The 23,545-nt window shown below is 64.1% G+C and carries 20 protein-coding genes and 1 riboswitch; of the genes, 9 read left to right on the top strand and 11 right to left on the bottom strand.

Annotation, left to right across the window (positions count from 1 at the left end):
* Positions 1-199: 199 nt before the first annotated feature.
* From VJS90_RS17010 to VJS90_RS17000, 3 genes are all read left to right on the top strand, one after another.
* Positions 200-1,993: a flavin monoamine oxidase family protein gene (locus VJS90_RS17010; protein WP_324122810.1), complete on the top strand. Its 1,794-nt coding sequence runs from the start codon at positions 200-202 to the stop codon at positions 1,991-1,993.
* Between the two features lie 189 nt (positions 1,994-2,182).
* On the top strand, positions 2,183-2,734 hold the full coding sequence (locus VJS90_RS17005; protein ID WP_324122809.1) for a cytochrome b: 552 nt from the start codon (positions 2,183-2,185) through the stop codon (positions 2,732-2,734).
* A 31-nt stretch (positions 2,735-2,765) separates the two neighbouring features.
* Positions 2,766-3,344, top strand: coding sequence for a YceI family protein (locus VJS90_RS17000; protein WP_324122808.1), 579 nt, complete (start codon positions 2,766-2,768; stop codon positions 3,342-3,344).
* 60 nt (positions 3,345-3,404) lie between these two features.
* On the opposite strand, the gene VJS90_RS16995 is transcribed toward VJS90_RS17000, so the two are convergent.
* The 4 genes from VJS90_RS16995 to ahcY all read right to left on the bottom strand — a co-directional run bounded on the left by VJS90_RS16995 (position 3,405) and on the right by ahcY (position 8,820).
* Entirely contained in the window at positions 3,405-5,276 is a 1,872-nt protein-coding gene (locus tag VJS90_RS16995) for a DEAD/DEAH box helicase (RefSeq protein ID WP_324122807.1), read from the bottom strand.
* 223 nt (positions 5,277-5,499) lie between these two features.
* Positions 5,500-6,285: a substrate-binding periplasmic protein gene (locus VJS90_RS16990; RefSeq protein ID WP_324122806.1), complete on the bottom strand. Its 786-nt coding sequence runs from the start codon at positions 6,283-6,285 to the stop codon at positions 5,500-5,502.
* A gap of 112 nt (positions 6,286-6,397) precedes the next feature.
* The gene (gene metF, locus VJS90_RS16985) at positions 6,398-7,243 is read right to left on the bottom strand and encodes a methylenetetrahydrofolate reductase [NAD(P)H] (RefSeq protein WP_324122805.1); all 846 of its coding nucleotides are present in this window, start codon (positions 7,241-7,243) and stop codon (positions 6,398-6,400) included.
* A gap of 167 nt (positions 7,244-7,410) precedes the next feature.
* Complete coding sequence (gene ahcY / locus VJS90_RS16980) at positions 7,411-8,820, bottom strand: adenosylhomocysteinase (RefSeq protein WP_324122804.1); 1,410 nt, start codon at positions 8,818-8,820, stop codon at positions 7,411-7,413.
* A 21-nt stretch (positions 8,821-8,841) separates the two neighbouring features.
* Positions 8,842-8,937: riboswitch (S-adenosyl-L-homocysteine riboswitch) on the bottom strand.
* A 179-nt stretch (positions 8,938-9,116) separates the two neighbouring features.
* On the opposite strand from ahcY, the gene VJS90_RS16975 reads away from it, so the two are divergent.
* Positions 9,117-9,515, top strand: a complete 399-nt coding sequence (locus VJS90_RS16975) for an acyl-CoA thioesterase (RefSeq protein WP_324122803.1) — start codon at positions 9,117-9,119, stop codon at positions 9,513-9,515.
* 4 nt (positions 9,516-9,519) lie between these two features.
* Here the strand turns inward: VJS90_RS16975 and VJS90_RS16970 are convergent, their stop codons facing one another.
* Both VJS90_RS16970 and VJS90_RS16965 read right to left on the bottom strand, forming a co-directional pair.
* The gene (locus VJS90_RS16970; protein ID WP_324122802.1) at positions 9,520-10,776 is read right to left on the bottom strand and encodes a sodium:proton antiporter; all 1,257 of its coding nucleotides are present in this window, start codon (positions 10,774-10,776) and stop codon (positions 9,520-9,522) included.
* A 336-nt stretch (positions 10,777-11,112) separates the two neighbouring features.
* Positions 11,113-11,499, bottom strand: a complete 387-nt coding sequence (locus tag VJS90_RS16965) for a DUF3800 domain-containing protein (protein ID WP_324122801.1) — start codon at positions 11,497-11,499, stop codon at positions 11,113-11,115.
* Between the two features lie 291 nt (positions 11,500-11,790).
* On the opposite strand from VJS90_RS16965, the gene VJS90_RS16960 reads away from it, so the two are divergent.
* Together VJS90_RS16960 and VJS90_RS16955 are read left to right on the top strand one after the other, a co-directional pair.
* Positions 11,791-12,624 (top strand): DMT family transporter, encoded by an 834-nt coding sequence (locus tag VJS90_RS16960; RefSeq protein WP_324122800.1) that lies wholly within the window; start codon positions 11,791-11,793, stop codon positions 12,622-12,624.
* A 29-nt stretch (positions 12,625-12,653) separates the two neighbouring features.
* A complete protein-coding gene (locus VJS90_RS16955) occupies positions 12,654-13,040 on the top strand; it encodes an MAPEG family protein (protein ID WP_324122799.1) in 387 nt (128 codons plus the stop codon).
* Between the two features lies 1 nt (position 13,041).
* On the opposite strand, the gene VJS90_RS16950 is transcribed toward VJS90_RS16955, so the two are convergent.
* From VJS90_RS16950 to VJS90_RS16930, 5 genes are all read right to left on the bottom strand, one after another.
* Positions 13,042-14,199 (bottom strand): murein transglycosylase A, encoded by a 1,158-nt coding sequence (locus tag VJS90_RS16950; protein WP_324122798.1) that lies wholly within the window; start codon positions 14,197-14,199, stop codon positions 13,042-13,044.
* 113 nt (positions 14,200-14,312) lie between these two features.
* Positions 14,313-14,708 carry a DUF1090 domain-containing protein gene (locus VJS90_RS16945; protein ID WP_324122797.1) on the bottom strand — a complete coding sequence of 132 codons (396 nt, stop codon included), beginning with the start codon at positions 14,706-14,708 and terminating at the stop codon, positions 14,313-14,315.
* Positions 14,709-14,849: 141 nt separating this feature from the next.
* Positions 14,850-16,523, bottom strand: coding sequence for an NAD-dependent DNA ligase LigB (gene ligB, locus VJS90_RS16940; protein WP_324122796.1), 1,674 nt, complete (start codon positions 16,521-16,523; stop codon positions 14,850-14,852).
* 146 nt (positions 16,524-16,669) lie between these two features.
* Entirely contained in the window at positions 16,670-17,860 is a 1,191-nt protein-coding gene (gene metK / locus VJS90_RS16935; RefSeq protein WP_158458586.1) for a methionine adenosyltransferase, read from the bottom strand.
* 12 nt (positions 17,861-17,872) lie between these two features.
* On the bottom strand, positions 17,873-18,874 hold the full coding sequence (locus VJS90_RS16930; protein WP_324122795.1) for a metalloregulator ArsR/SmtB family transcription factor: 1,002 nt from the start codon (positions 18,872-18,874) through the stop codon (positions 17,873-17,875).
* Positions 18,875-19,132: 258 nt separating this feature from the next.
* On the opposite strand from VJS90_RS16930, the gene tkt reads away from it, so the two are divergent.
* From tkt to VJS90_RS16915, 3 genes are all read left to right on the top strand, one after another.
* A complete protein-coding gene (gene tkt, locus VJS90_RS16925) occupies positions 19,133-21,130 on the top strand; it encodes a transketolase (protein ID WP_324122794.1) in 1,998 nt (665 codons plus the stop codon).
* Positions 21,131-21,276: 146 nt separating this feature from the next.
* Positions 21,277-22,344: an erythrose-4-phosphate dehydrogenase gene (gene epd, locus VJS90_RS16920; protein ID WP_324122793.1), complete on the top strand. Its 1,068-nt coding sequence runs from the start codon at positions 21,277-21,279 to the stop codon at positions 22,342-22,344.
* Positions 22,345-22,357: 13 nt separating this feature from the next.
* Positions 22,358-23,521, top strand: coding sequence for a phosphoglycerate kinase (locus tag VJS90_RS16915; RefSeq protein WP_324122792.1), 1,164 nt, complete (start codon positions 22,358-22,360; stop codon positions 23,519-23,521).
* The last annotated feature ends 24 nt before the right edge of the window (positions 23,522-23,545 follow it).

The following is a 23,545-nucleotide window of genomic DNA, read 5'->3' as shown; positions in this document are numbered from 1 at the left end:
GAAGGCAGGCAGGACAACCGCCGTGCGATGCCTGAAGAGGGGCGAGCCATCCTGGCTGCTGACGAAAATGTGAATGTGGTAAAGCACTTGATGTCACTCTGCTGGCAGGGTGCCTACGCGTGACGTATTCTTGATGCATCACATCCCGGGGTGTCCTTCCCCTTCTTTTTTTGGTTTTTCTGATCCGGAGTTCGCCGAAATGGCTGCTGCTTGGCTGCGCCTGTGCGCGTTGGTAATGATTGGTGGTTTGTCCGGCGGCGCCGCGCTGGCTGAGGGCAAGGCGCCCTCGGCGATCGTCGTCGGGGGTGGCCTGGCGGGCCTGACCGCCGCCTACGAGCTGCAAGGCAAGGGCTGGCAGGTCACACTGCTGGAAGCCAAGGGTGGCATGGGCGGACGCTCGGGGCTGGCGACCAGCGAGTGGGTGGGCAACAGCAAGGCGCAGCCGGTGCTCAATCAATACCTGGACCAGTTCAGGCTCAGTACCTTGCCCGCGCCCGAATATGTGCGCACCCCAAGCTACCTGATCGATGGCGACTACTTCAGCGCGGCGGACCTGGCGGCCAGACAGCCCGCCACCGCCGAGGCCTTGAAACGCTACGAGAAAACCCTCGACGACCTGGCCCGTTCGATCGACGACCCACTTGCGCCGGCGGCCAACAGCACGCTGTTCGCCCTCGACCAGATCAACGTGTCGGCCTGGCTGGACAAGCTGCAGTTGCCGTCCGTCGCACGTCAGCTGATCAACCAGCAGATCCGTACCCGCTATGACGAGCCATCGCGCCTGTCGTTGCTGTATTTCGCCCAGCAGACGCGCGTTTACCGTGGCGTCAGCGACCGCGACCTGCGCGCCGCGCGCCTGCCTGGCGGCAGCCCGGTACTGGCGCAGGCCTTCGTCAAGCAGCTGAAGACCATCAAGACCAGCTCGCCGGTCACCTCGATCGTCCAGGACCAGCACGGCGTCACGGTCAAGGTCGGCAGCGTCGGCTACCAGGCCGACTACCTGGTCATGGCCGTGCCTCTGCGCGCCCTGGCCAAGATCCAGATGACCCCTGGCCTGGACAACCAGCACCTGGCTGCGCTCAAAGGCACCAACTATGGCTGGCGCGACCAGCTGCTGCTCAAGTTCAAGACCCCGGTCTGGGAGAGCCGCGCGCGCATGTCGGGCGAGATCTTCAGCAACACCGGACTGGGCATGCTGTGGATCGAGCCAGCGCTCAAGGGTGGCGCCAACGTGGTGATCAACCTGTCTGGCGACAACGCCCGGCTGCTGCAGGCCTTTGGTGACAAGCAGATGGTCGATCAGGTATTGATCCGCATGCATGCCTTCTATCCAAAAGCCCGTGGCGCCTTCACCGGCTATGAGATTCGTCGTTACAGCACCGACGCCGGCATGGGCGGCGCCTACCTGGCGTACGGCCCAGGCCAGATCAGCAAGTACTGGCGCCTGTGGGAGCGGCCGGTGCAGCGTGTCGCCTTTGCCGGTGAGCACACCGATGCGCTCTACCCGGGAACCCTGGAAGGCGCGCTGCGCAGTGGCCAGCGCGCCGCGAGCCAGGTTCAGGACCTGGCGGCGGGGAAGTCGTTCGAGCCGGCCAGGGCGGTGGCTGCCGCCGCGGCGGCCGGTGCGGCGGGCGCGGTGGCCGCCAAGGACAAGGGCGGGTTCTTCTCAGGCCTGTTCGGTGGCGCTTCCGACAAGACACCGGCCAAGGCGGAGCCTGTGAAGGAAACCAGGCCAGGCTTCTTCTCGCGGATGTTCGGCAACGATGAAGCGCCTGCCGCGCAGCCGGTTGCCAAGCCTGCGGAACCAGCGCCAGTGGCGGCCCCTGCTACTGCGCCGACCCCCGCCCCGGTTGTCGCGCCCATAGCCAAGGAAGAACCGGTGAAGCCTGCGCCGGTCAAGAAAACGCCGGCCAAGGCACATCCGGTGAAAAAGCCTGTGGCCAAGCCGGTGCACAGCAAGAAGACCACTGCCACCCAGGCCAAGGCCCACTGACACGGGCGAGGGGGCTTCCCTTTTGCAGAGGTGGCGCACGCCCGCTTCTGCAAAAGGCGGTTAATCTTTCCTTAATAGGAAAACCGTACTCTACCAATCAGTTAAAACGATATTTATCAGCAGGTTTTTACGCTTTTTTTCGATACGTTTCGCGCTAGTCTTGTGAACAGTTCTTACAGGGAAACAGGCATGCAACTGCGCAACTCACCCGCTCGCTATGGTTTGGTCAGCATGCTTTTGCACTGGGCAGTGGCCCTGGCGGTCTATGGCCTGTTCGCCCTGGGCCTGTGGATGGTCGGCCTCGACTACTACAGCCCGTGGCGCAAGGAAGCACCCGACCTGCACAAGAGCATTGGCCTGATCCTGCTGGGCGTGATGCTGGTGCGTGTGGTCTGGCGCTTCATCAGTCCGCCACCGCCCGCGCCTGCCAACCACGGCTCGTTTGTACGGGTGGCCGCCAAACTTGGCCATGCTGTGCTGTACTTCGGCCTGTTCGCAGTGATGATCGCCGGTTACCTGATCTCCACCGCCGATGGCGTGGGCATTCCGGTATTCGGCTGGTTCGAGGTGCCGGCGCTGGTCAGCAACCTGCCCGACCAGGCAGACCTTGCCGGTGAGATCCATTTCTACCTGGCCTGGGCGCTGGTGGTTTTCTCCGGCCTGCATGCCCTGGCAGCCCTCAAGCACCATTTCATCGACCGTGACGCGACCCTGACACGCATGCTGGGCCGCAAAGCTTGACTCCCAACCTCAATTGCAAAGGAATCGAAGGATGTTGAAAAAGACTTTCGCCGCGCTGGCACTGGGTACTGCTCTGCTCTCGGCCGGCCAGGCCATGGCGGCGGACTACAAGATCGACAAGGAAGGCCAGCACGCTTTCGTCGACTGGAAGATCAGCCACCTGGGTTACAGCTTCATTCACGGCACGTTCAAGGACTTCGAGGGTTCCTTCTCGTGGGACAAGGCCAAGCCTGAAGCCAGCAAGATTGCGGTCGACCTGAAGACCGCCAGCCTGTGGTCCAACCATGCCGAGCGTGACAAGCACATCGCCAGTAAAGACTTCCTCGACGTGAGCAAGTACCCCGAGGCCAAGTTCGTCTCCACCGCGGTCAAGTCGACGGGTGAGAAAACCGCCGACGTGACTGGCGACCTGACCCTGCACGGCGTGACCAAGCCGGTGACCTTCAAGGCCGAGTTCAACGGTGAAGGCAAGGATCCGTGGGGCGGTGAGCGTGCAGGCTTCAACGCCAAGACCACGCTGAACCTGCCCGACTTTGGCATCAAGGGGCCGGGCCCGACCTCCCAGACCCTGGATCTGGACATCAGCCTGGAAGGCGTGAAACAGAAGTAACTCTGCTGCCGCAAACAAAAACGCCGCCCTAGTGGGCGGCGTTTTTGTCAGTGCAGCTGATCAGCGATTGCGGGTCAGCAGCGCAGGGCGCTCACCGCGCGGGCGGCTTGGCAGATCTTCGAGCTGTTCGGCGGTCGGGAACCGGTCGAGCTTCGATTCCTTGTGCACGATCTTCGGCTGGGTCTGGCTTTGGCCATCGCGAGGGCCACGGACCGCAGGCTCCTGACGCGACGAGTCGTTGCGGCGACCGCCGCCACCGTCACGACGAGCACCGCCGTTGTTGTTGCGCGCACGCTTGTCACCACTGCCGGCGCCGCCACCGGTACGCGGCTGGCCACCACGGGCCTGGCCCCCGGTGCCGGTGCCGGTGCCCTGGCGCTGACCGCCAGCTTGAGTCTGCTGACCCGCGGCACCTGGACGGCGGTTACGGCCCTGGTTCTTGTTCTGGTATGGGCTGACGTAGTCGGCGCGGTTGCCGAAATTGTCGACGTCATCGTCGAGGAACGCTTCAGGGTCACGATTGACCGGCGCCGATGACGCGCCTTGCTGGGACGACTGCGACTGGGCAGGCTTCTTGTTGCGCGGCTTGCGCTCCTGGCGAGGCTGCTGGCCGGCGGCCTTTTCAGCCGGTTTGTCGGCAGGCGGCTTTTCACGGCCTTTTTCCTTGCCCTTGTCCTTGCGGCCACCATTGCCGGCAGCACTGCCCTCACCACGCGGGTTGCGGGAGCCGCGACCGCTGACCTGCGGGCGCTCGCGCACTTCAGGCTTCTCGGCCTCGACCTTGCTGGCATCGAAGCCCATCAGGTCGCCGTCGGCGATCTTCTGGCGGGTGACGCGCTCGATGCTCTTGAGCAGTTTTTCCTCGTCCGGCGCGACCAGCGAAATAGCCTCGCCGGAGCGGCCAGCCCGGCCGGTACGGCCAATGCGGTGAACGTAGTCTTCCTCGACATTCGGCAGCTCGAAGTTGACCACGTGCGGCAGCTGGTCGATGTCCAGGCCGCGGGCGGCGATATCGGTCGCCACCAGGATACGAACGGTACCGGCCTTGAAGTCGGCCAGCGCCTTGGTGCGAGCGTTCTGGCTCTTGTTACCGTGGATCGCGGCGGCGGTCAGGCCGTGCTTCTCAAGGTACTCGGCCAGGCGGTTGGCGCCGTGCTTGGTGCGGGTGAACACCAGCACCTGCTCCCACGCACCGAGGGTGATCAGGTGGGCCAGCAGCGCGCGCTTGTGGCTGGCCGCGAGGCGGTAGACACGTTGCTCGATACGCTCGACGGTGGTGTTCGGCGGCGTGACCTCGATACGCTCCGGGTTGCGCAGGAGCTTGTCGGCCAGATCGGTGATGTCCTTGGAGAAGGTCGCCGAGAACAGCAGGTTCTGGCGCTTGGCTGGCAGGCGGGCCAGGACCTTCTTGACGTCATGGATGAAGCCCATGTCGAGCATGCGGTCGGCTTCGTCCAGTACCAGGATCTCGACATGTGACAGGTCGACATTGCCTTGGCCGGCGAGGTCCAGCAGGCGGCCAGGGCAGGCCACGAGGACATCGACGCCGCGGGACAGGGCCTGGATCTGCGGGTTCATGCCAACGCCGCCGAAGACGCAGGCGCTGACCAGTTTCAGGTCACGTGCATACACCTTGAAGCTGTCATGGACCTGGGCGGCCAGTTCGCGGGTCGGGGTCAGGACCAGCACGCGGGGCTGGCGGGGACCATGACGGTGGGATTTGTCCGGATGACCGCCCGGAAACAGGCGCTCGAGGATCGGCAGGGCGAAGCCGCCGGTTTTGCCAGTACCTGTCTGGGCGGCGACCATCAGGTCGCTGCCTTGCAACACGGCGGGAATAGCCCGCTGTTGCACCGGAGTGGGCTGGGTATAGCCCGCTGCCTCGATAGCGCGGACTAAAGCCTCGGAGAGACCGAGGGAAGCAAAGGACATGGGCAATCCTGTTCTAGTGTGGGCTGGGCCCGATGGGATGATCGTGCCTGGCGCGACAAGCATCGCAGGGATGCGGTCGCGTCCGGTCCAGCAGGGCTTTAACTGTGCATCCGGGAAGCGGCGGGCGGGCTCTAGGCGCGCGTTTCTGCCGGTCGGGATGCCTGCTGCAAGGCCGAGCGTCCGGGCGTAAGCCTGGCGGGAAGGCCCGAGTATAACAGAGCAATCAAGGCGTGCCGCTTTCCTGCTGCTCAACGGCGCGAGGAATGCTCGCAAGCTCGCCGTCGTAGCGGGCCCGGAGTTCGGCGTAGGCAGGCTCCTGCTTGAAGCGGCGCAGCTCGGCCGCGAAGCGTTCAGCCAGCACCGCGCGGCCAGGTTTGCGCGCCAGGCCCAGGTATTGCGGCTGTTGGCTGATCACCAGCGCGAGGTCCTCGACGGCGTGTTCCAGGCCCAGTTGCTGGCGCAGGTACAGACCGACGCGGCGGTCGGTGACCAGCAGGTCGATGCGTCCCCGTTGCAACTTGCCCAGGTTGGCCTCATGGGTGGGCGCGGCTTCGCGGCGAAACAGCGTCGATTCAAGGAATGCCGGCCCGTAGTCGTATCCGGGAGAGGTGCCCACGGTCAGTCCGGCGAGGTCTTCAAGGCGGTTCACCTGATGCGGACGAGCCTTGGCCTGGAACAGCACGAATTCCACGGTCGACATCGGCTCGTCGGGATAGACCATCGCTGCCTGGCGCGCGGAAGTCTGGAAGATATCCAGAATGCCGTCCGCCAGGCCTTGCTCGACCAGTGCCAGGCAGCGCTTCCACGGCAGGATCTGCCAGTGCACCTGAATGTCCAGACGCCTGAAGACTTCATTGGCGACCTCGTAGTCCATGCCCCGGAACTGGCCGTTTTCCTGGTAGAAATAGGGGGACCATTCATCACTGACAATGCGCAGCCGTTCGCCATGCGCCAGGAAGCTCAGGCTGGCGAGCAGGAGTGTGCAGAGGAGGCGGCTAAGGTGGGGCATGGCGCAAGATTACGACGTGGGGCAGGCGCTGGCCAGCGTGGCAGTGGCGTGGGAATCCGGAGGGGCGGCGCAGGGCCGGAGCCGTGTGGGCTTCAGACCCTGCACTCGAACATCAACGCGGCAGTTGCAGGTTATTCCAGATCGCCAGGCTAGGCTCGGCCTGGTTGAGGGTATAGAAATGCAGCCCCGGTGCGCCGCCTTGCAGCAGTTGCTCGCACATGCGGGTGATCACTTCTTCGCCAAAGGCCTGGATGCTGTTCGCATCATCGGCGTAGGCTTCGAGCTGCTTGCGGATCCAGCGCGGAATCTCGGCGCCGCAGGCGTCGGAGAAGCGTGCCAGCTTGCTGTAGTTGGTGATCGGCATGATGCCCGGCACCACAGGGATATCCACGCCCATCTGCTGCACGCGCTCGACAAAATAGAAATAGCTGTCGGCGTTGAAGAAGTACTGGGTAATGGCGCTGTCGGAACCGGCCTTGACCTTGCGCACGAAATTGTTGAGGTCGTCCTCGAAATTGCGTGCCTGCGGGTGCATCTCAGGGTAGGCGGCGACTTCCAGATGGAAGTGGTCACCGGTTTCCTGGCGGATGAACTCGACCAGGTCATTGGCGTGGCGCAGCTCGCCGCTGGCCATGCCCATGCCCGATGGCAGGTCGCCGCGCAGGGCGACGATGCGCTTGATGCCGGCTTCCTTGTACTGCGCCAGCAGGCTGCGCAGGTCTTCCTTGCTGTCGCCAACGCACGACAGGTGCGGGGCGGCCGGGACCTTTACCTCGTGTTCCAGCTGCAGCACGGTGTTGAGCGTGCGGTCGCGGGTCGAGCCCCCGGCACCGTAGGTGCAGGAGAAGAAATCAGGGTTGTAGGTGGCCAGTTGACGGGCAACGCCCATCAGCTTTTCGTGGCCAGCGTCGGTCTTGGTAGGGAAAAATTCGAAACTGTAACGGCGTTCTTCAGACATCAGGCATACCTCGGAGCTGCAAGCGCAAAGCTGCAAGCCGCAAGTAGAAGCCAGGACGGTTCAGGCCGACCTGGCCCAGGCATCTTCAATGCTGCACGCGGCAAGCGGGGCCAGGCATGGTCTGCCCTGGCGTGTCGCCCGCCGCGTGCAACTTCCCGCGTGGCGGCTTAGTAGCGGTAGGCGTCCGGCTTGAACGGGCCTTCGACAGTCACGCCGATGTAGTCGGCCTGCTGGCGGGTCAGCTGGGTGACCACGCCGCCGAAGCCGCGGACCATTTCCAGGGCCACTTCTTCGTCAAGCTTCTTGGGCAGCACTTCGACGGTCAGGCGCTCGGCTTTCTGCGCAGGCGACAGGGCGGCGAACTTCTGCTCGAACAGGAAGATCTGTGCCAGCACCTGGTTGGCGAACGAGCCGTCCATGATGCGGCTTGGGTGACCGGTGGCGTTGCCCAGGTTCACCAGACGGCCTTCGGCCAGCAGGATCAGGTAGTCGTCGTTCTGCGGGTCGAAATCGCCCAGGCCGGTGCGGTGGATCTTGTGCACCTGCGGCTTGACCTCTTCCCATGCCCAGTTCTTGCGCATGAAGGCGGTGTCGATCTCGTTGTCGAAGTGACCGATGTTGCAGACCACGGCGCGCTTCTTCAGGGCCTTGAGCATGTTGGCATCGCAGACGTTGACGTTACCGGTGGTGGTGACGATCAGGTCGATCTTGCCCAGCAGTGCCTTGTCGACGCTGCCCTCGGTGCCATCGTTGATGCCGTCGACGAACGGCGAGACCAGCTCGAAGCCGTCCATGCAGGCTTGCATGGCGCAAATCGGGTCGACTTCGGAAACCTTGACGATCATGCCTTCCTGACGCAGCGACTGGGCCGAGCCCTTGCCCACGTCACCGTAGCCGATCACCAGCGCCTGCTTGCCCGACAGCAGGTGGTCGGTGCCGCGCTTGATGGCGTCGTTGAGGCTGTGACGGCAGCCGTACTTGTTGTCGTTCTTGCTCTTGGTGACCGAGTCGTTGACGTTGATCGCCGGGACTTTCAGTTCGCCCTTGGCCAGCATGTCGAGCAGGCGGTGCACACCGGTGGTGGTTTCCTCGGTCACGCCGTGGACGTTTTCCAGCACGGTCGGGTACTTCTTGTGCAGCAGCTCGGTCAGGTCGCCGCCGTCGTCGAGGATCATGTTGGCGTCCCATGGCTGGCCATCCTTGAGGATGGTCTGCTCCAGGCACCACTCGTACTCCTGCTCGGTCTCGCCTTTCCAGGCGAAGACCGGGATGCCGGCGGCGGCGATGGAGGCAGCGGCCTGGTCCTGGGTCGAGAAGATGTTGCACGACGACCAGCGCACTTCGGCACCCAGGGCAACCAGGGTCTCGATCAGCACGGCGGTCTGGATGGTCATGTGGATGCAGCCGAGGATCTTGGCGCCCTTGAGCGGTTGCTCTTGCAGGTACTTGCGGCGCAGACCCATCAGTGCCGGCATTTCGGACTCGGCGATGATGGTTTCGCGACGGCCCCAGGCGGCCAGGGAGATGTCAGCGACCTTGAAATCGGTAAAACCTGCAGGCGTGTTTACAGCGCTCATGAAGAGCCTCCATTCGTAGTGTGCGAATGGGCGCCGTTGTGCGTTAAGCGTCCGCGAGACGGACAACGCCCCATCCGAGCCTGACAGGCCGAGCCTGCTGCAGCGCCCCTCGGACAGGTGGCGGGCATGGCCCCGCTGTGGGCGGCCATGTGAAACGTGGGCGATTATAGCTGTGGTGCGCGCTGGCGCCCACGGTTTTCTGTCGATTAATCGAGACGATGGTCGATGGCCGATGGAGTACGACGAACGGCTCTGCCATCATGGCTGCACGATTGGCAAACCGGTCAGGAGCAATGATGAACTTCCACACCCGCAAGTGGGTTAAACCCGAAGACCTCAATCCCAACGGCACGCTGTTCGGTGGCAGCCTGTTGCGCTGGATCGACGAAGAAGCGGCGATCTACGCCATTGTCCAGCTGGGCAACCAGCGCGTGGTGACCAAGTACATCTCGGAGATCAACTTCGTCAGCGCCTCGCGCCAGGGCGACATCATCGAGCTGGGCATCACCGCCACCGAATTCGGCCGCACCTCGATCACCCTCAAGTGCGAGGTGCGCAACAAGATCACCCGCAAGAGCATCCTCACGGTCGACAGGATGGTCTTCGTCAACCTCGGCGAAGACGGCCTGCCCGCGGCGCACGGGCGGACCGAAATCAAGTACATCCAGGATCAGTTCGACACGGCGATCGAATGACCTGCTAGTGGTCGGTGGCCGGGGCGTCTTTCTGCCCGGTCACTCCACGCACCACCCGGCCGATGCTAAGGCCCTGGATCAGGATCGACAGCAGCACCACGATGTAGGTGATGCTCAGCAGCAGGTCACGTTCCTCGCCGGCAGGCAGCGACAGCGCCAAAGCCACCGAGACACCGCCGCGCAGGCCGCCCCAGGTCAACACGCGAATCGTGCCGCTCGGCACCGGGCGCCAGCGACGCAGCAACAGGATGGCCGGGGCCACCGTCAGCAGGCGCGACAGCAGGATCGCCAGCGCCAGGGCAGTGGCAGCCGCGACGTGCAGCCAGTTGAACGGCAACAGCAGCAGCTCCAGGCCGATCAGCGCGAACAGCAGGGCGTTGAGCATGTCGTCGATCAGCTCCCAGAAACCGTCCAGGTAGCGGCGCGTCATGTCGTTCATCGCCAGGTTGCGGCCCAGGTTGCCGATGATCAGCCCCGCGACCACCATCGCGATCGGTGCCGAGACATGCAGCTCGTACGCCAGCGCCGAGCCGCCGATGACCAGCGCCAGGGTCAGCATGACCTCGACCTGATACTGCTCGATGCTCTTGATCATCCGGTAGATGGCGTAGCCGATCACCGCCCCAAACACCACGCCGCCCACGGCTTCACGCACGAACAGCACGGCCGTGTCGGCCACGCTCGGGGTCTCGCCAAGCTGCGCGATGCCCAGCAGCACGGTGAACACCACGACCGCGGTGCCATCGTTGAACAGCGACTCGCCGACGATGGTGGTTTTCAGCGGCTTCGAGGCGTTTGCAGTACGCAACGCGCCGAGCACCGCGATCGGGTCGGTGGGCGAGATCAGCGCACCGAACAGCAGGCAGTACAGCATGCTCACGTGCCAACCAAAGAGCGCGAAGATCCAGTGCGCCAGGTAGCCGATCACCACGGTGGCGATCAGCACCCCCACCGTGGCGAGCAGGCCGATTGGCCAGCGATAGCTGCGCAGGTCGGCCAGGTTGACATGCAAGGCGCCGGCGAACAGCAGGAACGACAACATCCAGTGCATCAGCAGGTCATTGAAGTCGATCTGGTTCATCAACCCCTCGACCCGCGCCTCCAGGCCCGGGTAGCCGATCAGGCTCAGGCCCTGCAGCATCAGGGAGAACAGCAGCGCGGTGACCATCACGCCGATGGCTGGCGGCAGGCCGATGAAACGGTAGTTGACGTAGGTGAGGAGGGTGGTCAGGCAAATAAAGACAGCAACAATCTCAAGCATCCGAAGTCCTGTGGCAATGGGTCTGCGAGCCGGTACCCGAAAAGTCCGGGCAGTTGTTTGATGACCGCAGGAGGGGTTCGGGACACAGTTTTTGACTGCCATCGTTGACAGCGTTTCGGTTGCAGGGTTTCGCTAGCGAATATTCCAGGCAGAAATGCCTGACCTACGGCATTACAATTTCGACCCCGTCGTCCGGTAAGACGCAGGCTTCTTCCTGCTCGTCCAGGCCGCAAGAGGGAAGAGTGACTTCCCCAATACGCATCGAAAAGTAAGTCTCGAAGGGCACCCAATCCTGAAATTCCGTCGGAGACACGGCAAGCGCAGTTAGTCGACCGATCAGCCCGCAGATCCAATCGGCGCACTGGAGCGCAAGCGGAACGTCGACTGCCTCAACACGCGGTAGCGAGTGACATTGCGGGTGGTGTAGAGCGTTGATCCTTTCTTCTCCCATTGGTAAGCGGGAAGGTTGCGCGGATTATCGTTTATCAGGTCCCAAGCCAGGAGCTGGCACTTGAGCTTGAAAAAGTAGATCGCAAACTCTCTCACTTGATCGGCGGGGATCAGCATGCCTGCCAGGCCGAACACGGGGCTGGTCCTGAAGTTAGGATGGTCGCGGGCGACGTACTGGCCTACATGTCCAAATTCGTCCAAGTAAGCGACATAGTGCGTCATCGTTTCCAAAGCCCTTGGCCCAGAAACACGAAAGCCCGCATGCTTGCGCATAGCGGGCCTCGGAAGGTAGGCACGGGCGTTAACCCATGCGTTGAGACGATACTATGCTGCCGTGGCCGACGCGTCAATATCATTGGATGAGGGCTTGTTTGAGAATAGGGGGCGACAATATATCCACTTCTCCTCCTTTCGCGGAGGACGTATGCGCTGGAGAATTCTCCAATTTGTGTAGGCCAATTCCTAAACCTTAACACCGGCCATTCAAGGCTTGAGAATAAGCCTCGATGTAGCTTGCTTTGCCTTTCAATGCCTGGCTTGCTTGCTTCTCCAAGGACTGTAACGATGCTAGCCACCTCGCTTGTGTTGATCGCGGCGCTGCTGCACGCGACCTGGAACACCCTGATCAAATTTAGCGGCGAGCGCCTGTTGGTGATCGCGAGCATGGACACGGTGGCGCTGGTGTTCGCGGTGGGGGCGGTGGCGTTTGTCGGTGTGCCGCCAGTGGCGGTGTGGCCTTGGCTGATCGCTTCGGCAGTGGCCGAGCAGTTGTACCGGGTGCTGCTGATCCGGGCCTACCGGGTCGGTGACCTGGGGCTGGTCTATCCTCTGATGCGCGGGTTGTCGCCGCTGGTGGTGCTGGCGCTGACGCTGGCGTTCGCCGGTGAGGCGCTGAGCAGCCAGCAGATCATTGGCATCCTGCTGATCCCCTGTGGCATGGCGTGCCTGCTGTGGCAGGGCGGGGGCGGTGACCGGTTGCCGTGGTCGATGTTGCCGGTGGTGGGGCTGATCGGCCTGTGCATCGGTTGCTATACCTGGTTCGACGGCCAGGCCTTGCGCCTGTGGGGCAAGCCGTTCGACTACCTGGTCTGGCTGACGCTGCTCAGCGCCTGGCCGTTTCCGCTGCTGGCCGCCGTGGCCCGCCGGGCACCGTTCAGGCTGTTCTGGCGCCTGCAGTGGCGGCTGGGGCTGGCGGTGGGGTTGTGCGTGCTGCTCAGCTACGCGCTGGTGCTGTGGGCCATGCACCTGGGCTCGGTGGCCGAGGCGGCGGCGCTGCGCGAGTTGAGCGTGATTCTGGTGGTGTTGCTGGGCATGCGCTATCTCAAAGAACCTTTTGGCGGCCCGAGGCTCTTAGCCTGCGGGCTGGTGCTGGCAGGCATGCTGGTGATGAAGCTCTGAACCCGACCCCTCCGACAAGGAAATCCCCCATGACCGTTGCCCTGTGGTGTGTACTGATCGCGATCTTCCAGCCGCCGCTCTGCGCGCTGACCGCCAAGCTCAGCAGTGGCAAGTTCCGCATGGGTCATAACCATGACCCGCGTGCCTTTCTGGAAAAGCTCGAAGGTCTGCCGCGCCGCGCCCATGCCGCGCAGCAGAACGGCTACGAGGCCTTTCCGGCATTCGCCGCCGCGGTGTTGATCGCCGACCTGGTCGGCAATGCCGACCAGGTTACCCAGGATGTACTGGCGGTCCTCTACATCACCAGCCGTCTGCTTTACATCATCTGCTACCTGGCCGACTGGGCCGCGCTGCGGTCGCTGGTGTGGTTCGCCGGCCTGGCGCTGATCGTGTCGTTCTTCGTGATCTCGGCCTAGCTCAAGGTGCCTTCGGCACTTCTGGCAGCGCCGCGCCCTTGGGCCAGAGCAGCCAGATCCGGCCTTGCTGCTTCATGTCGCCAGCAAGCGCGCCGGCTTCGCTGCCGGTGCCCCAGAACAGGTCCGCGCGCACCTCGCCGGTGATCGCGCCCCCGGTATCCTGCGCCGCGACCGGACGTACCACCGGGCTGCCGTCAGGCCGCGTGGTGGATAGCCAGAGCAGGCTTCCCAGGGGAATCACCTTGCGGTCGATCGCCACGCTATAGCCTGCGGTCAGCGGCACGTTGAGCGAGCCGCGCGGGCCTTCGTTGCTGTCCGGGCGGGCACTGAAGAACACGTAGCTGGGGTTGCTGGCCAGCAGTTCAGGGACCCGCCCCGGATTGGCCTGGGCCCACGCGTGAATACTGCCCATCGTGACGTCTTCTTTCTTCAGCTGGCCCTGCTCCACCAGCCAGCGGCCGATCGGCCGGTACGGGTGGCCATTCTGGTCGGCATAGCCGATGCGCAGCTGACGGCCATCGTCCAGCTGGATGCGGCCGGAGCCCTGGATCTGCAGGAACTGCAGGTCCATCGGGTCGGTCAACCAGGCCAGCACGGGGGCCTTGGCGCCTTCACGGTTGATCACCTCGGCGGTGTCATAGGGCTTGAGTACCTGACCGTCCAGGCGTCCGCGCAGGCGCTTGCCCTTGAGTTCGGGATAGACGCTGTCGAGGGCGACCGTGATCATGTCCTGGGGGACCCCGTAGACCGGCACACTGGCCGTGTCCGTGGCGGTCAGGCTGCCGGGATAGACGGGCTCGTAGTAACCGGTGATCAGACCATTGGCGTTGTTCTGTGCCGAGCGCAGGCCATAGACCTGCAAGTGCTCGTTGAGAAAGCCGCGAACCTTGCCTGCCTCGGCCGGTACCTGGACTGCGGCCTGGCAGGTGGTTGCCCAGGTCGCATCGCGCTTGAGGCGCTCGCACGCGCTGCGCCAGGCCTCGAAGCCGGCCAGCAGGTCGCTGTCGCTGACCGTGGGCAGGTCTTTCCAGTCGGCGCTGGCGTAGGTGGCGATCGCGTGGGGTTCAGGCTTGACGGCGTGGTCTTCCTTGCCGTTGCAGCCGGCCAGCAGGGCCAGCGCCGGTAGCGCCCAGCCGAGGTGGCGTAGAGCAGATTTCATGAAGGGCGAATCCTTTTGGGCGAGGCGCAAAGAACGTGATCAAGGCCGCCAGCCTCTCTCAATGGATCTGCTGGCGGGCTGGTGGGGTACCTGGAAGCCGATACCGCGTGGCGTTACTTGTCCAGCTCATCCTTGGCGTCCTTGAGCTCCTTGCGGGACTCGGCCAGCTTGTCCTTGCGCTTGTTGATCTTCTCCGGGTCGCCTTTTTTCATGGCTTTGTCCAGGTCGCGCTCGCGCTGGGACACTTCGTGGCGGGCGTCCAGCACCTTCTGTTCGCGCTGCTTGCGCAGGCTGCTGTCGGTACAGTGCTCGGTGTGTTCCTTCAAGGCCGTTTCCAGGCCGTCGATCTGGCCCTTGTTGTTGTGCGCGCGCGCTTCCTTGAGCTGGTTTTCGATGGCGCTGCGCTTGGCGGCGCAGCCCGTCAGGCCAGGATCAGGTTGCGCGGCCTGGAGAGGGCCGGCGGCGAGGCCGAATGCGGACAGCAGGACAAGCGTGGAAAACAGTTTCATGAGGGCCTCCTCAAAGGGGCAGGGCAGCAAAAATAATGGGAAATCCTGCCCTGATTTATTCGATTTAGAAACCCTTAGTGGAATTTTCCGGGTGACGATCAGATAAGTCCTACGGTTTCGGGCGTGACAGACCGTCCTTGATCAAAAGCCATCAATGGCCTCTGATCGAAGCCTTTGTGCCAGCCCCTGAATGGCCGGGTCCTGGAAGAACTGCTGCAACTGCTCGGCCCGGCGTGCGCCGACACCGGGTTCCCTCTGCCATTGCCCGGCATCCCGGCCCGCCAGGGCGCTCCACGGGTGAGGCAGATCCAGGCCGCGGGGCGCCGGTGTGCCCAGGGCGCGCAGCCACTGTTCGAATGGGCGCGTGCGGGCGGCGGCGATGCCCTGCGCGAAATGGCGGGCGCGTGCCGGACCCAGGTCGCTCAGCGTGAGCAGGTCTTCGCTGCGCAGGCCAAGCCAGTCCGCCAGGGTGGTGACCTGGCCTGCTTCCACCAGGCTGCGCCATACCCCGGGGCCCACGCGCGGCAGGTCCAGTCCTTGCTTGCCCCCTAGCCAGGCGAGCCTTGCGACGAACTGCTCTTCGCAGCCCGGGATTGCCTCCCAGCAGGTCATGCCATGGAAACGCCCTTGAGGTGGCGGTTGCACGGGCACGCGCTCGATGCTGCGGTGCACCACCTGGTCCACGCGCGCGATGGTCAGCCCGGCCAGGCTGATGGCCACCTGGTCGCCCGGACGGATATCCAGGCCGCGCCAGCGCGCCAAGGAACCCAGGCTCACCTGGGTAATGCGCCGATCATCCAGGATGACTGGCCGCAGGCGCAGCATTGGAGTAACACGGCCAGTACGCCCGACGGTGAAGTGGACCTCGCGCACCTCGGCCATCGCCGTGGCGAACGGATGCTTCCACGCCGCGATCCAGTAGGGTGCCTGGGCCTTCCAGCGGGTCGAGGGCGGGCGTTGGTCCTGTCGCAGGATCACCCCGTCGGTGGCGAAGGGCAGGGGCGATCCGTACCACTGCGCCCGCCATTTCGCGGCCTCGTCGACATTGCGCACCGGTTGGCTGTAGCGCGCGGTGTCGACAAACCCCAGCGCTTGCAACTGCGCCAGGCGCTCCTGCTGGGTCACGGGGCCGGCCGGCCAGTCCCAGGCGAACAGGCCAACACCTTGTCCCTGGGTGACGGTCATCTGCTTGCGCGCCATGAGGCCGGCGATGATGCTGCGCGCCTTCACGCTGCCCGCGGTGGCTTGCACATGGGCATCGAGACGCCAGTACACTTCGCCCTGCAAGACCAGGTCGACGGGTTGCGGGAGTCGAGCGGGGATGGCGCTCAGCCGCGGCAAGTGCCGGCTCCAGTCGTGGCCATGGACGCCGTCGCCCCGGCTGAGCAGGCGTGCCAGTTTGCCTTGCTTGTACACCAGCGAGACCGCGACGCCATCCACCTTGGGTTGTATCCATATGTTCTGCTTGTCGCTCATCCAGGCCTGCACGGCGCGTTCATCGGCCAGCTTGGCGACGCCGGTGTGGGGAACCGGGTGGGCGACCGGGCCTGCAGCGGTGGCAAGGGGGTTGGCTTTGACCTTGTCGGCGAAACACTGCTGAAGGAGTTCCAGGCGTTCGCGGCTCTGGTCGTAGAGGTCGTCGGCTACCAGGGAGGTACCGAGACGATGGTAGTGGTCATCCCATTCAGCGAGCGTCTGGCGCAGTTGTTCGAGCTCGCTTGCGGCGCGCTGGGGTGACCAGGGCGGGCAAGGCTCGGCCCGCAGCGCAGGCAGGTAAAGACTGAAGAGCAGAGCAGCAAGAAACATGTGGATCATGGCCGGCATCCTTGCCTGGCGGTAGGGAAGGCCAAGCCTAGGCAACAGGGCTGCCGTATGCGGCGATGGATTGTCAGGAGGTGTGTCCTTCGCACCCACAAAAAAGCCCCGCCCGATCACCCGGGCGGGGCCTTCGATGCAGCGTCTTACAACCCGGCAGCAGCGCGCAGCGCGTCAACCCGGTCAGTACGCTCCCAGGTGAACGTGGTGAACGTATCGTCACCCACGGTCTTCTGCTGTGGAGTGCGGCCGAAGTGACCGTAGGCAGCCGTTTCCTGGTACATCGGGTGCAGCAGGTCGAGCATGGTGGTGATCGCGTATGGGCGCAGGTCGAAGCACTCGCGCACCAGCTGGATGATCTTGTCGTCGGAGATCTTGCCGGTGCCGAAGGTGTTCAGCGAGATCGACGTGGGCTGGGCGACGCCGATGGCGTAGGAAACCTGGATCTCGCAACGCTCGGCAAGGCCTGCCGCAACGATGTTCTTGGCCACGTAGCGGCCAGCGTAAGCGGCCGAACGGTCGACCTTGGACGGGTCCTTGCCGGAGAATGCGCCGCCACCGTGACGGGCCATGCCGCCGTAGCTGTCGACGATGATCTTGCGGCCGGTCAGGCCGCAGTCGCCCACCGGGCCACCGATGATGAACTGGCCGGTCGGGTTGATGTGGAACTGGGTGTCCTTGTGCAGCAGCTCGGCAGGCAGGGTGTGCTTGACGATCAGCTCCATCACCGCTTCCTGCAGGTCTTTTTGCGCGACCTCGGGATTGTGCTGGGTCGACAGCACGACCGCGTCGATCCCGACGACCTTGCCGCCTTCGTAACGGCAGGTGACCTGCGACTTTGCATCCGGGCGCAGCCAGGGCAGCAGGCCCGACTTGCGCGCTTCGGCCTGACGCTCGACCAGGCGGTGCGAGAAGCAGATTGGCGCCGGCATCAGCACGTCGGTTTCGTTGCTGGCGTAGCCGAACATCAGGCCCTGGTCGCCCGCGCCCTGGTCTTCCGGCTTGGAGCGGTCGACGCCCTGGGCGATGTCCACCGACTGCTTGCCGATGATGTTCATCACGGCGCAGGTGGCGCCGTCGAAGCCGACGTCGGAGCTGTTGTAGCCGATATCGACGATGACCTTGCGCACGATCTCTTCAAGGTCTACCCAGGCAGAGGTGCTGACTTCGCCGGCGATGATGGCGACACCGGTCTTGACCAGGGTTTCGCAGGCCACGCGGGCATACTTGTCCTGGGTGATGATGGCGTCCAGGACCGCGTCCGAAATCTGGTCGGCGATCTTGTCCGGATGGCCTTCAGACACGGACTCGGAGGTGAAAAGGGAATATTCGCTCATCTCGACGGGTTCCTAAAATTTACCGATGGTGATGTCGCCAGCAGGCCGCTCGAAATGGCGTACCTGAATCTGGAAACCGTTACGCAAGCCTACATAGAGGCTATCCCCGGGGGTCAGTCCGGCAGCCGTGGCCCAACCGGCCAGGTCTTCCTGTTCGAAGCCCAGCCACAGGTCGCCACAGGCTTCCCGGGCCCAGCCCTGGTCATGGCTGCACAGCTCGGTGACCAGCAGGCTGCCGCCTGCCTTTACCCGGGTGGCCAGCCGCCGCAGGGCTTCGGCCGGGTCGCTGAAATGGTGCAGGACCATGTTCAGCACTACGCAGTCGGCTTCCACATCCGTTGCACTCAGTGCATCGGCCAACTGCAGGTTCACGTTAGCCAGGCCCTCGCGCAGGCACACCTGGCGGGCCAGGTCGAGCATCGTCGGGCTGTTGTCCAGCGCCGTGACACAAGCGAAGCGCCGGGCGAGTTCGGGCAGGAACTCGCCGTCGCCCGGGCCGACTTCCAGCGCGCTGGCATGGCCATCGAAGCTGAGGTTGTCGAGCAGCGCCAGCAGGCTTTCGCGGTACTGGGGCAGCCCGGCGATCAGGTCCTGCTGGGCGCGAAACTTTTCTTCCACGCGCAAAAAGAAGTCCTGGCTGGTTGCCGCGCGCCGCTGCTGCACCTGGACGATACGCATCTGCACGTCGGCTGGCAGCGACAGGCTGTCGACCTCATCGAGCAGCGCGGTGTGCAGGCGACCGCCCAGGCGCAGGCTGTCAGGCAGGGCGCGGCGATAGAAGATCGCGTTGCCTTCGCGGCGCGTCGCCACCAGTTCGGCCTGTGCCAGTACCTTGAGGTGATGGCTCATCCCGGACTGGCCAATGTCGAAGATCTGCGCCAGCTCAAGCACGCCATAGGAGTCGCTGGCCAGCGCGCGCAGGACGTTCAGGCGAAGCGGATCGCCGCCGGCCTTGCACAGGGCGGTCAGGTCGTCGCTTGGCTCGGGACGTATCGAAGGGGCGCGCAGGTTCATGGTCGGGCAGTCTAGACAGGGTGCCCGCCCCCCGCAATAGCAATATCAAAAAGTTTTGATATTGCGCGATAAGCGGAACGGCAGCCGAGCCGCCGCAGGGCGCACTCAGCTTTTTCAGAGTGTAATGTCCCGAAATTGCGGTTATTCGCAGGAAAATCGCCAGCCTTCGACCATCCGTGATTGCCCCCGGGGCCGCCGTGGGCGAAAATGGCCGCCTTTTTTCGTTCCATTACTCTTTCACATCCCAGGAGATCAGCGATGCCCAGCCGTCGTGAACGTGCCAACGCCATTCGTGCACTGAGCATGGATGCCGTGCAAAAGGCCAACAGCGGCCACCCCGGTGCCCCCATGGGCATGGCGGATATCGCCGAGGTTCTTTGGCGTGACTACCTCAAGCACAACCCGAGCAACCCGAAGTTCGCCGACCGTGACCGCTTCGTGCTGTCCAACGGCCATGGCTCGATGTTGATCTACTCGCTGTTGCACCTGACCGGCTATGACCTGTCGATCGACGACCTCAAGGCCTTCCGTCAGCTGCACAGCCGCACCCCGGGCCACCCGGAGCTCGGCTACACCCCGGGCGTCGAGACCACCACCGGCCCGCTGGGCCAAGGCCTGGCCAATGCCGTGGGCTTCGCCATCGCCGAAAAAGTCATGGCTGGCCAGTTCAACCGCGACGGGCACAAGGTTGTCGACCACAACACCTACGTGTTCCTGGGCGACGGCTGCATGATGGAAGGCATCTCCCACGAGGTGGCTTCGCTGGCCGGCACCCTGGGCCTGGACAAGCTGATCGCCTTCTATGACGACAACGGCATCTCCATCGACGGCGAAGTCGAGGGCTGGTTCACCGACGATACCCCGAAGCGTTTCGAGTCCTACAACTGGCAGGTGATCCGCAATGTCGACGGCCATGACGCCGACGAGATCAAGACCGCCATCGAGACCGCCCGCAAGAGCGACCGTCCGACCCTGATCTGCTGCAAGACCATCATCGGCTTCGGCTCGCCGAACAAGCAGGGCAAGGAAGACTGCCACGGCGCTCCGCTGGGCAACGACGAAATCGCCCTGGCGCGCAAGCAGCTGAACTGGAACCACGCGCCGTTCGAAGTGCCTGCCGACATCTATGCCGAGTGGGACGCCAAGCAAGCCGGTGCCAAGGCCGAGGCCGACTGGAACCAGCGTTTCGACGCCTACGCCAAGGCCTTCCCGGAGCTGGCCAGCGAGCTCAAGCGCCGCCTGAACGGTGACCTGCCTGCCGATTTCGCCGAAAAGGCCACCGCCTACATCAGCGAAGTCGCTGCCAAGGGCGAGACCATCGCCAGCCGCAAGGCCAGCCAGAACACCCTGAACGCCTTCGGCCCGCTGCTGCCTGAACTGCTGGGCGGCTCGGCCGACCTGGCCGGTTCCAACCTGACCCTGTGGAAAGGCTGCAAGGGTGTCAGCGCCGAGGACGCCAGCGGCAACTACATGTTCTACGGCGTGCGCGAGTTCGGCATGACCGCCATCATGAACGGCGTCGCCCTGCACGGCGGCCTGGTGCCTTACGGCGCGACCTTCCTGATGTTCATGGAATACGCCCGCAACGCGGTCCGCATGTCGGCACTGATGAAGCAGCGCGTCATCCACGTCTACACCCACGACTCCATCGGCCTGGGCGAAGACGGCCCGACCCACCAGCCGATCGAGCAGCTGACCAGCCTGCGCAGCACCCCGAACCTGGACACCTGGCGCCCAGCCGACGCGGTCGAATCGGCCGTGTCCTGGAAGCACGCCCTGGAGCGCAAGGACGGCCCGTCGGCGCTGATCTTCTCGCGCCAGAACCTGCAGCACCAGGACCGCGATGCCCAGCAGATCGCTGACATCAGCCGCGGCGGCTATGTGCTCAAGGACTGCGCGGGCGAGCCTGAGCTGATCCTGATCGCCACCGGTTCGGAAGTCGGCCTGGCCGTGCAGGCCTTCGACAAGCTGACCGGGCAGGGCCGCAAGGTACGCGTCGTGTCGATGCCGAGCACCAGCGTGTTCGACGCCCAGGATGCCGCCTACAAGCAGTCCGTGCTGCCACTGGAAGTTGGCGCGCGCATCGCCATCGAAGCCGCCCACGCGGACTTCTGGTACAAGTATGTCGGCCTCGAAGGCCGCGTCATCGGCATGACCACCTACGGTGAGTCGGCCCCGGCGGCGGCGCTGTTCGAGGAATTCGGCTTTACCCTGGAGAACATCCTGGGTACCGCCGAGGAACTGCTGGAAGATTGATGTAAGGATCTGAGGGCGGTATCGCCCCGATTCGCGGGCAAGCCCGCTCCCACAGGATATTGCCTGACCTGTGGGAGCGGGCTTGCCCGCGAACGGCGCACCTCCAATTCCCCAGATTGCCCACACTGGATCTTGTGAGTACCCGAATGCCCCACCCACGCCCTTTCAAGGTTGCACTCAACGGCTACGGCCGAATCGGTCGTTGCGTACTGCGCGCACTCTTCGAGCGGGGAGCGAAGGCTGGCTTCGAGATCGTTGCGCTGAATGACCTGGCAGACCTTGCCAGTCTGGAATACCTGACACGCTTCGACTCCACCCACGGGCGTTTTCCCGGTGAAGTGAAGGTCGAGGGCGATTGTCTGCATATCAACGGCGACTGCGTGAAGGTCTTGCGCAGTCCCACCCCCGAAGGCATCGACTGGGCCGCGCTCGACGTGGACCTGGTGCTGGAATGCTCCGGCGCCTACAACACCCGCGCCGATGCCCAGCGTTTCCTGGATGCCGGCGCCCCGCGGGTGCTGTTTTCCCAGCCGATGGCCAGCGAAGCCGATGTCGATGCCACGGTGGTCTACGGCATCAACCAGCACCGCCTGACCGGCCAGGAGCGGCTGGTGTCCAACGCATCCTGCACCACCAACTGCGGCGTGCCGCTGTTGCGCGTGCTGGACGAGGCGTTCGGCCTCGAGTACGTGTCGATCACCACCATCCACTCGGCGATGAACGACCAGCCGGTGATCGATGCCTATCACCACGAGGACCTGCGCCGCACGCGCTCGGCATTCCAGTCGGTGATTCCGGTGTCCACTGGTCTGGCGCGTGGCATCGAGCGGCTGCTTCCGGAACTTGCCGGGCGAATCCAGGCCAAAGCGGTGCGTGTGCCGACCGTCAACGTGTCGTGCCTGGACATTACCCTGCAGACGGGCCGCGATACCACGGCCGCGGAGGTCAACCGGGTGCTGCACCAGGCGGCGCTGAGCGGCCCGCTGAAAGGCTTGCTGGCCTACACCGAGCTGCCGCACGCCAGTTGTGATTTCAACCATGACCCGCATTCGGCCATCGTCGATGCCAGCCAGACCCGTGTTTCCGGCCCTCGCCTGGTAAACCTGCTGGCCTGGTTCGACAATGAATGGGGTTTTGCCAACCGCATGCTCGACGTCGCCGATCATTATCTGCGCGTCGTCCATCCCACCCGCACCACTTGCGAACAGCCCTGAAGGACTCTGATTCATGACCGTGTTGAAGATGACCGACCTCGATCTGCAAGGTAAGCGCGTACTGATCCGCGAAGACCTCAACGTGCCTGTGAAGGACGGCGTGGTTACCAGCGACGCGCGTATCCTCGCTGCGCTGCCGACCATCAGGCTGGCCCTGGAAAAAGGCGCGGCCGTGATGGTCTGCTCGCACCTGGGCCGTCCGACCGAAGGTGAGTTCTCGGCCGAGAACAGCCTCAAGCCCGTTGCCGAGTACCTGGCCAAGGCGCTGGGCCGTGACGTGCCGCTGGTGGCCGACTACCTGGCCGGTGTCGAGGTCAAGGCCGGCGAGCTGGTGCTCTTCGAGAACGTGCGCTTCAACAAGGGCGAGAAGAAGAACGCCGATGAGCTGGCGCAGCAGTACGCGGCCCTGTGCGACGTGTTCGTCATGGACGCTTTCGGCACCGCCCACCGTGCCGAAGGCTCGACCCATGGGGTCGCCAAGTTCGCCAAGGTCGCTGCCGCGGGCCCGCTGCTGGCTGCCGAGCTGGACGCGCTGGGCAAGGCCCTGAAGGCCCCGGCCAAGCCGATGGCGGCCATCGTCGCGGGCTCCAAGGTGTCCACCAAGCTGGACGTGCTCAATAGCCTGAGCTCGGTCTGTGACCAGCTGATCGTCGGTGGCGGTATCGCCAACACCTTCCTCGCCGCCGCCGGCTACAAGGTTGGCAAGTCGCTGTACGAGCCTGACCTGGTCGACACCGCCAAAGCCATCGCCGCCAAGGTCAGCGTGCCGCTGCCGGTCGATGTGGTGGTCGCCAAGGAGTTCGCCGAAAGCGCCGAGGCCACCGTCAAGGCGGTTGCAGACGTGGCCGAAGACGACATGATCCTGGACATCGGCCCGCAAACGGCGCAACAGTTCGCCGAGCTGCTGAAAACCTCGAAGACCATTCTGTGGAACGGTCCGGTGGGCGTGTTCGAGTTCGATCAGTTCGGCAACGGCACCAAAGTGCTGGCCAAGGCCATCGCCGAGAGCCCGGCGTTCTCGATCGCCGGTGGTGGCGACACTCTGGCCGCGATCGACAAATATGGCGTGTCCAAGGATATCTCCTACATTTCTACCGGTGGCGGCGCGTTCCTCGAGTTCGTCGAAGGCAAGGTCCTGCCTGCGGTGGAAATCCTGGAACAGCGGGCCAAGGCCTGAAGCGTCCGGCGCCTGGCAAAGGGG

Origin of the sequence: Pseudomonas sp. (genome assembly GCF_035277045.1) — a bacterium.
Lineage (GTDB): Bacteria > Pseudomonadota > Gammaproteobacteria > Pseudomonadales > Pseudomonadaceae > Aquipseudomonas.
The sequence above is the reverse complement of the archived record's forward strand: the minus strand, read 5'-3'. Positions and strand labels throughout refer to the sequence as shown.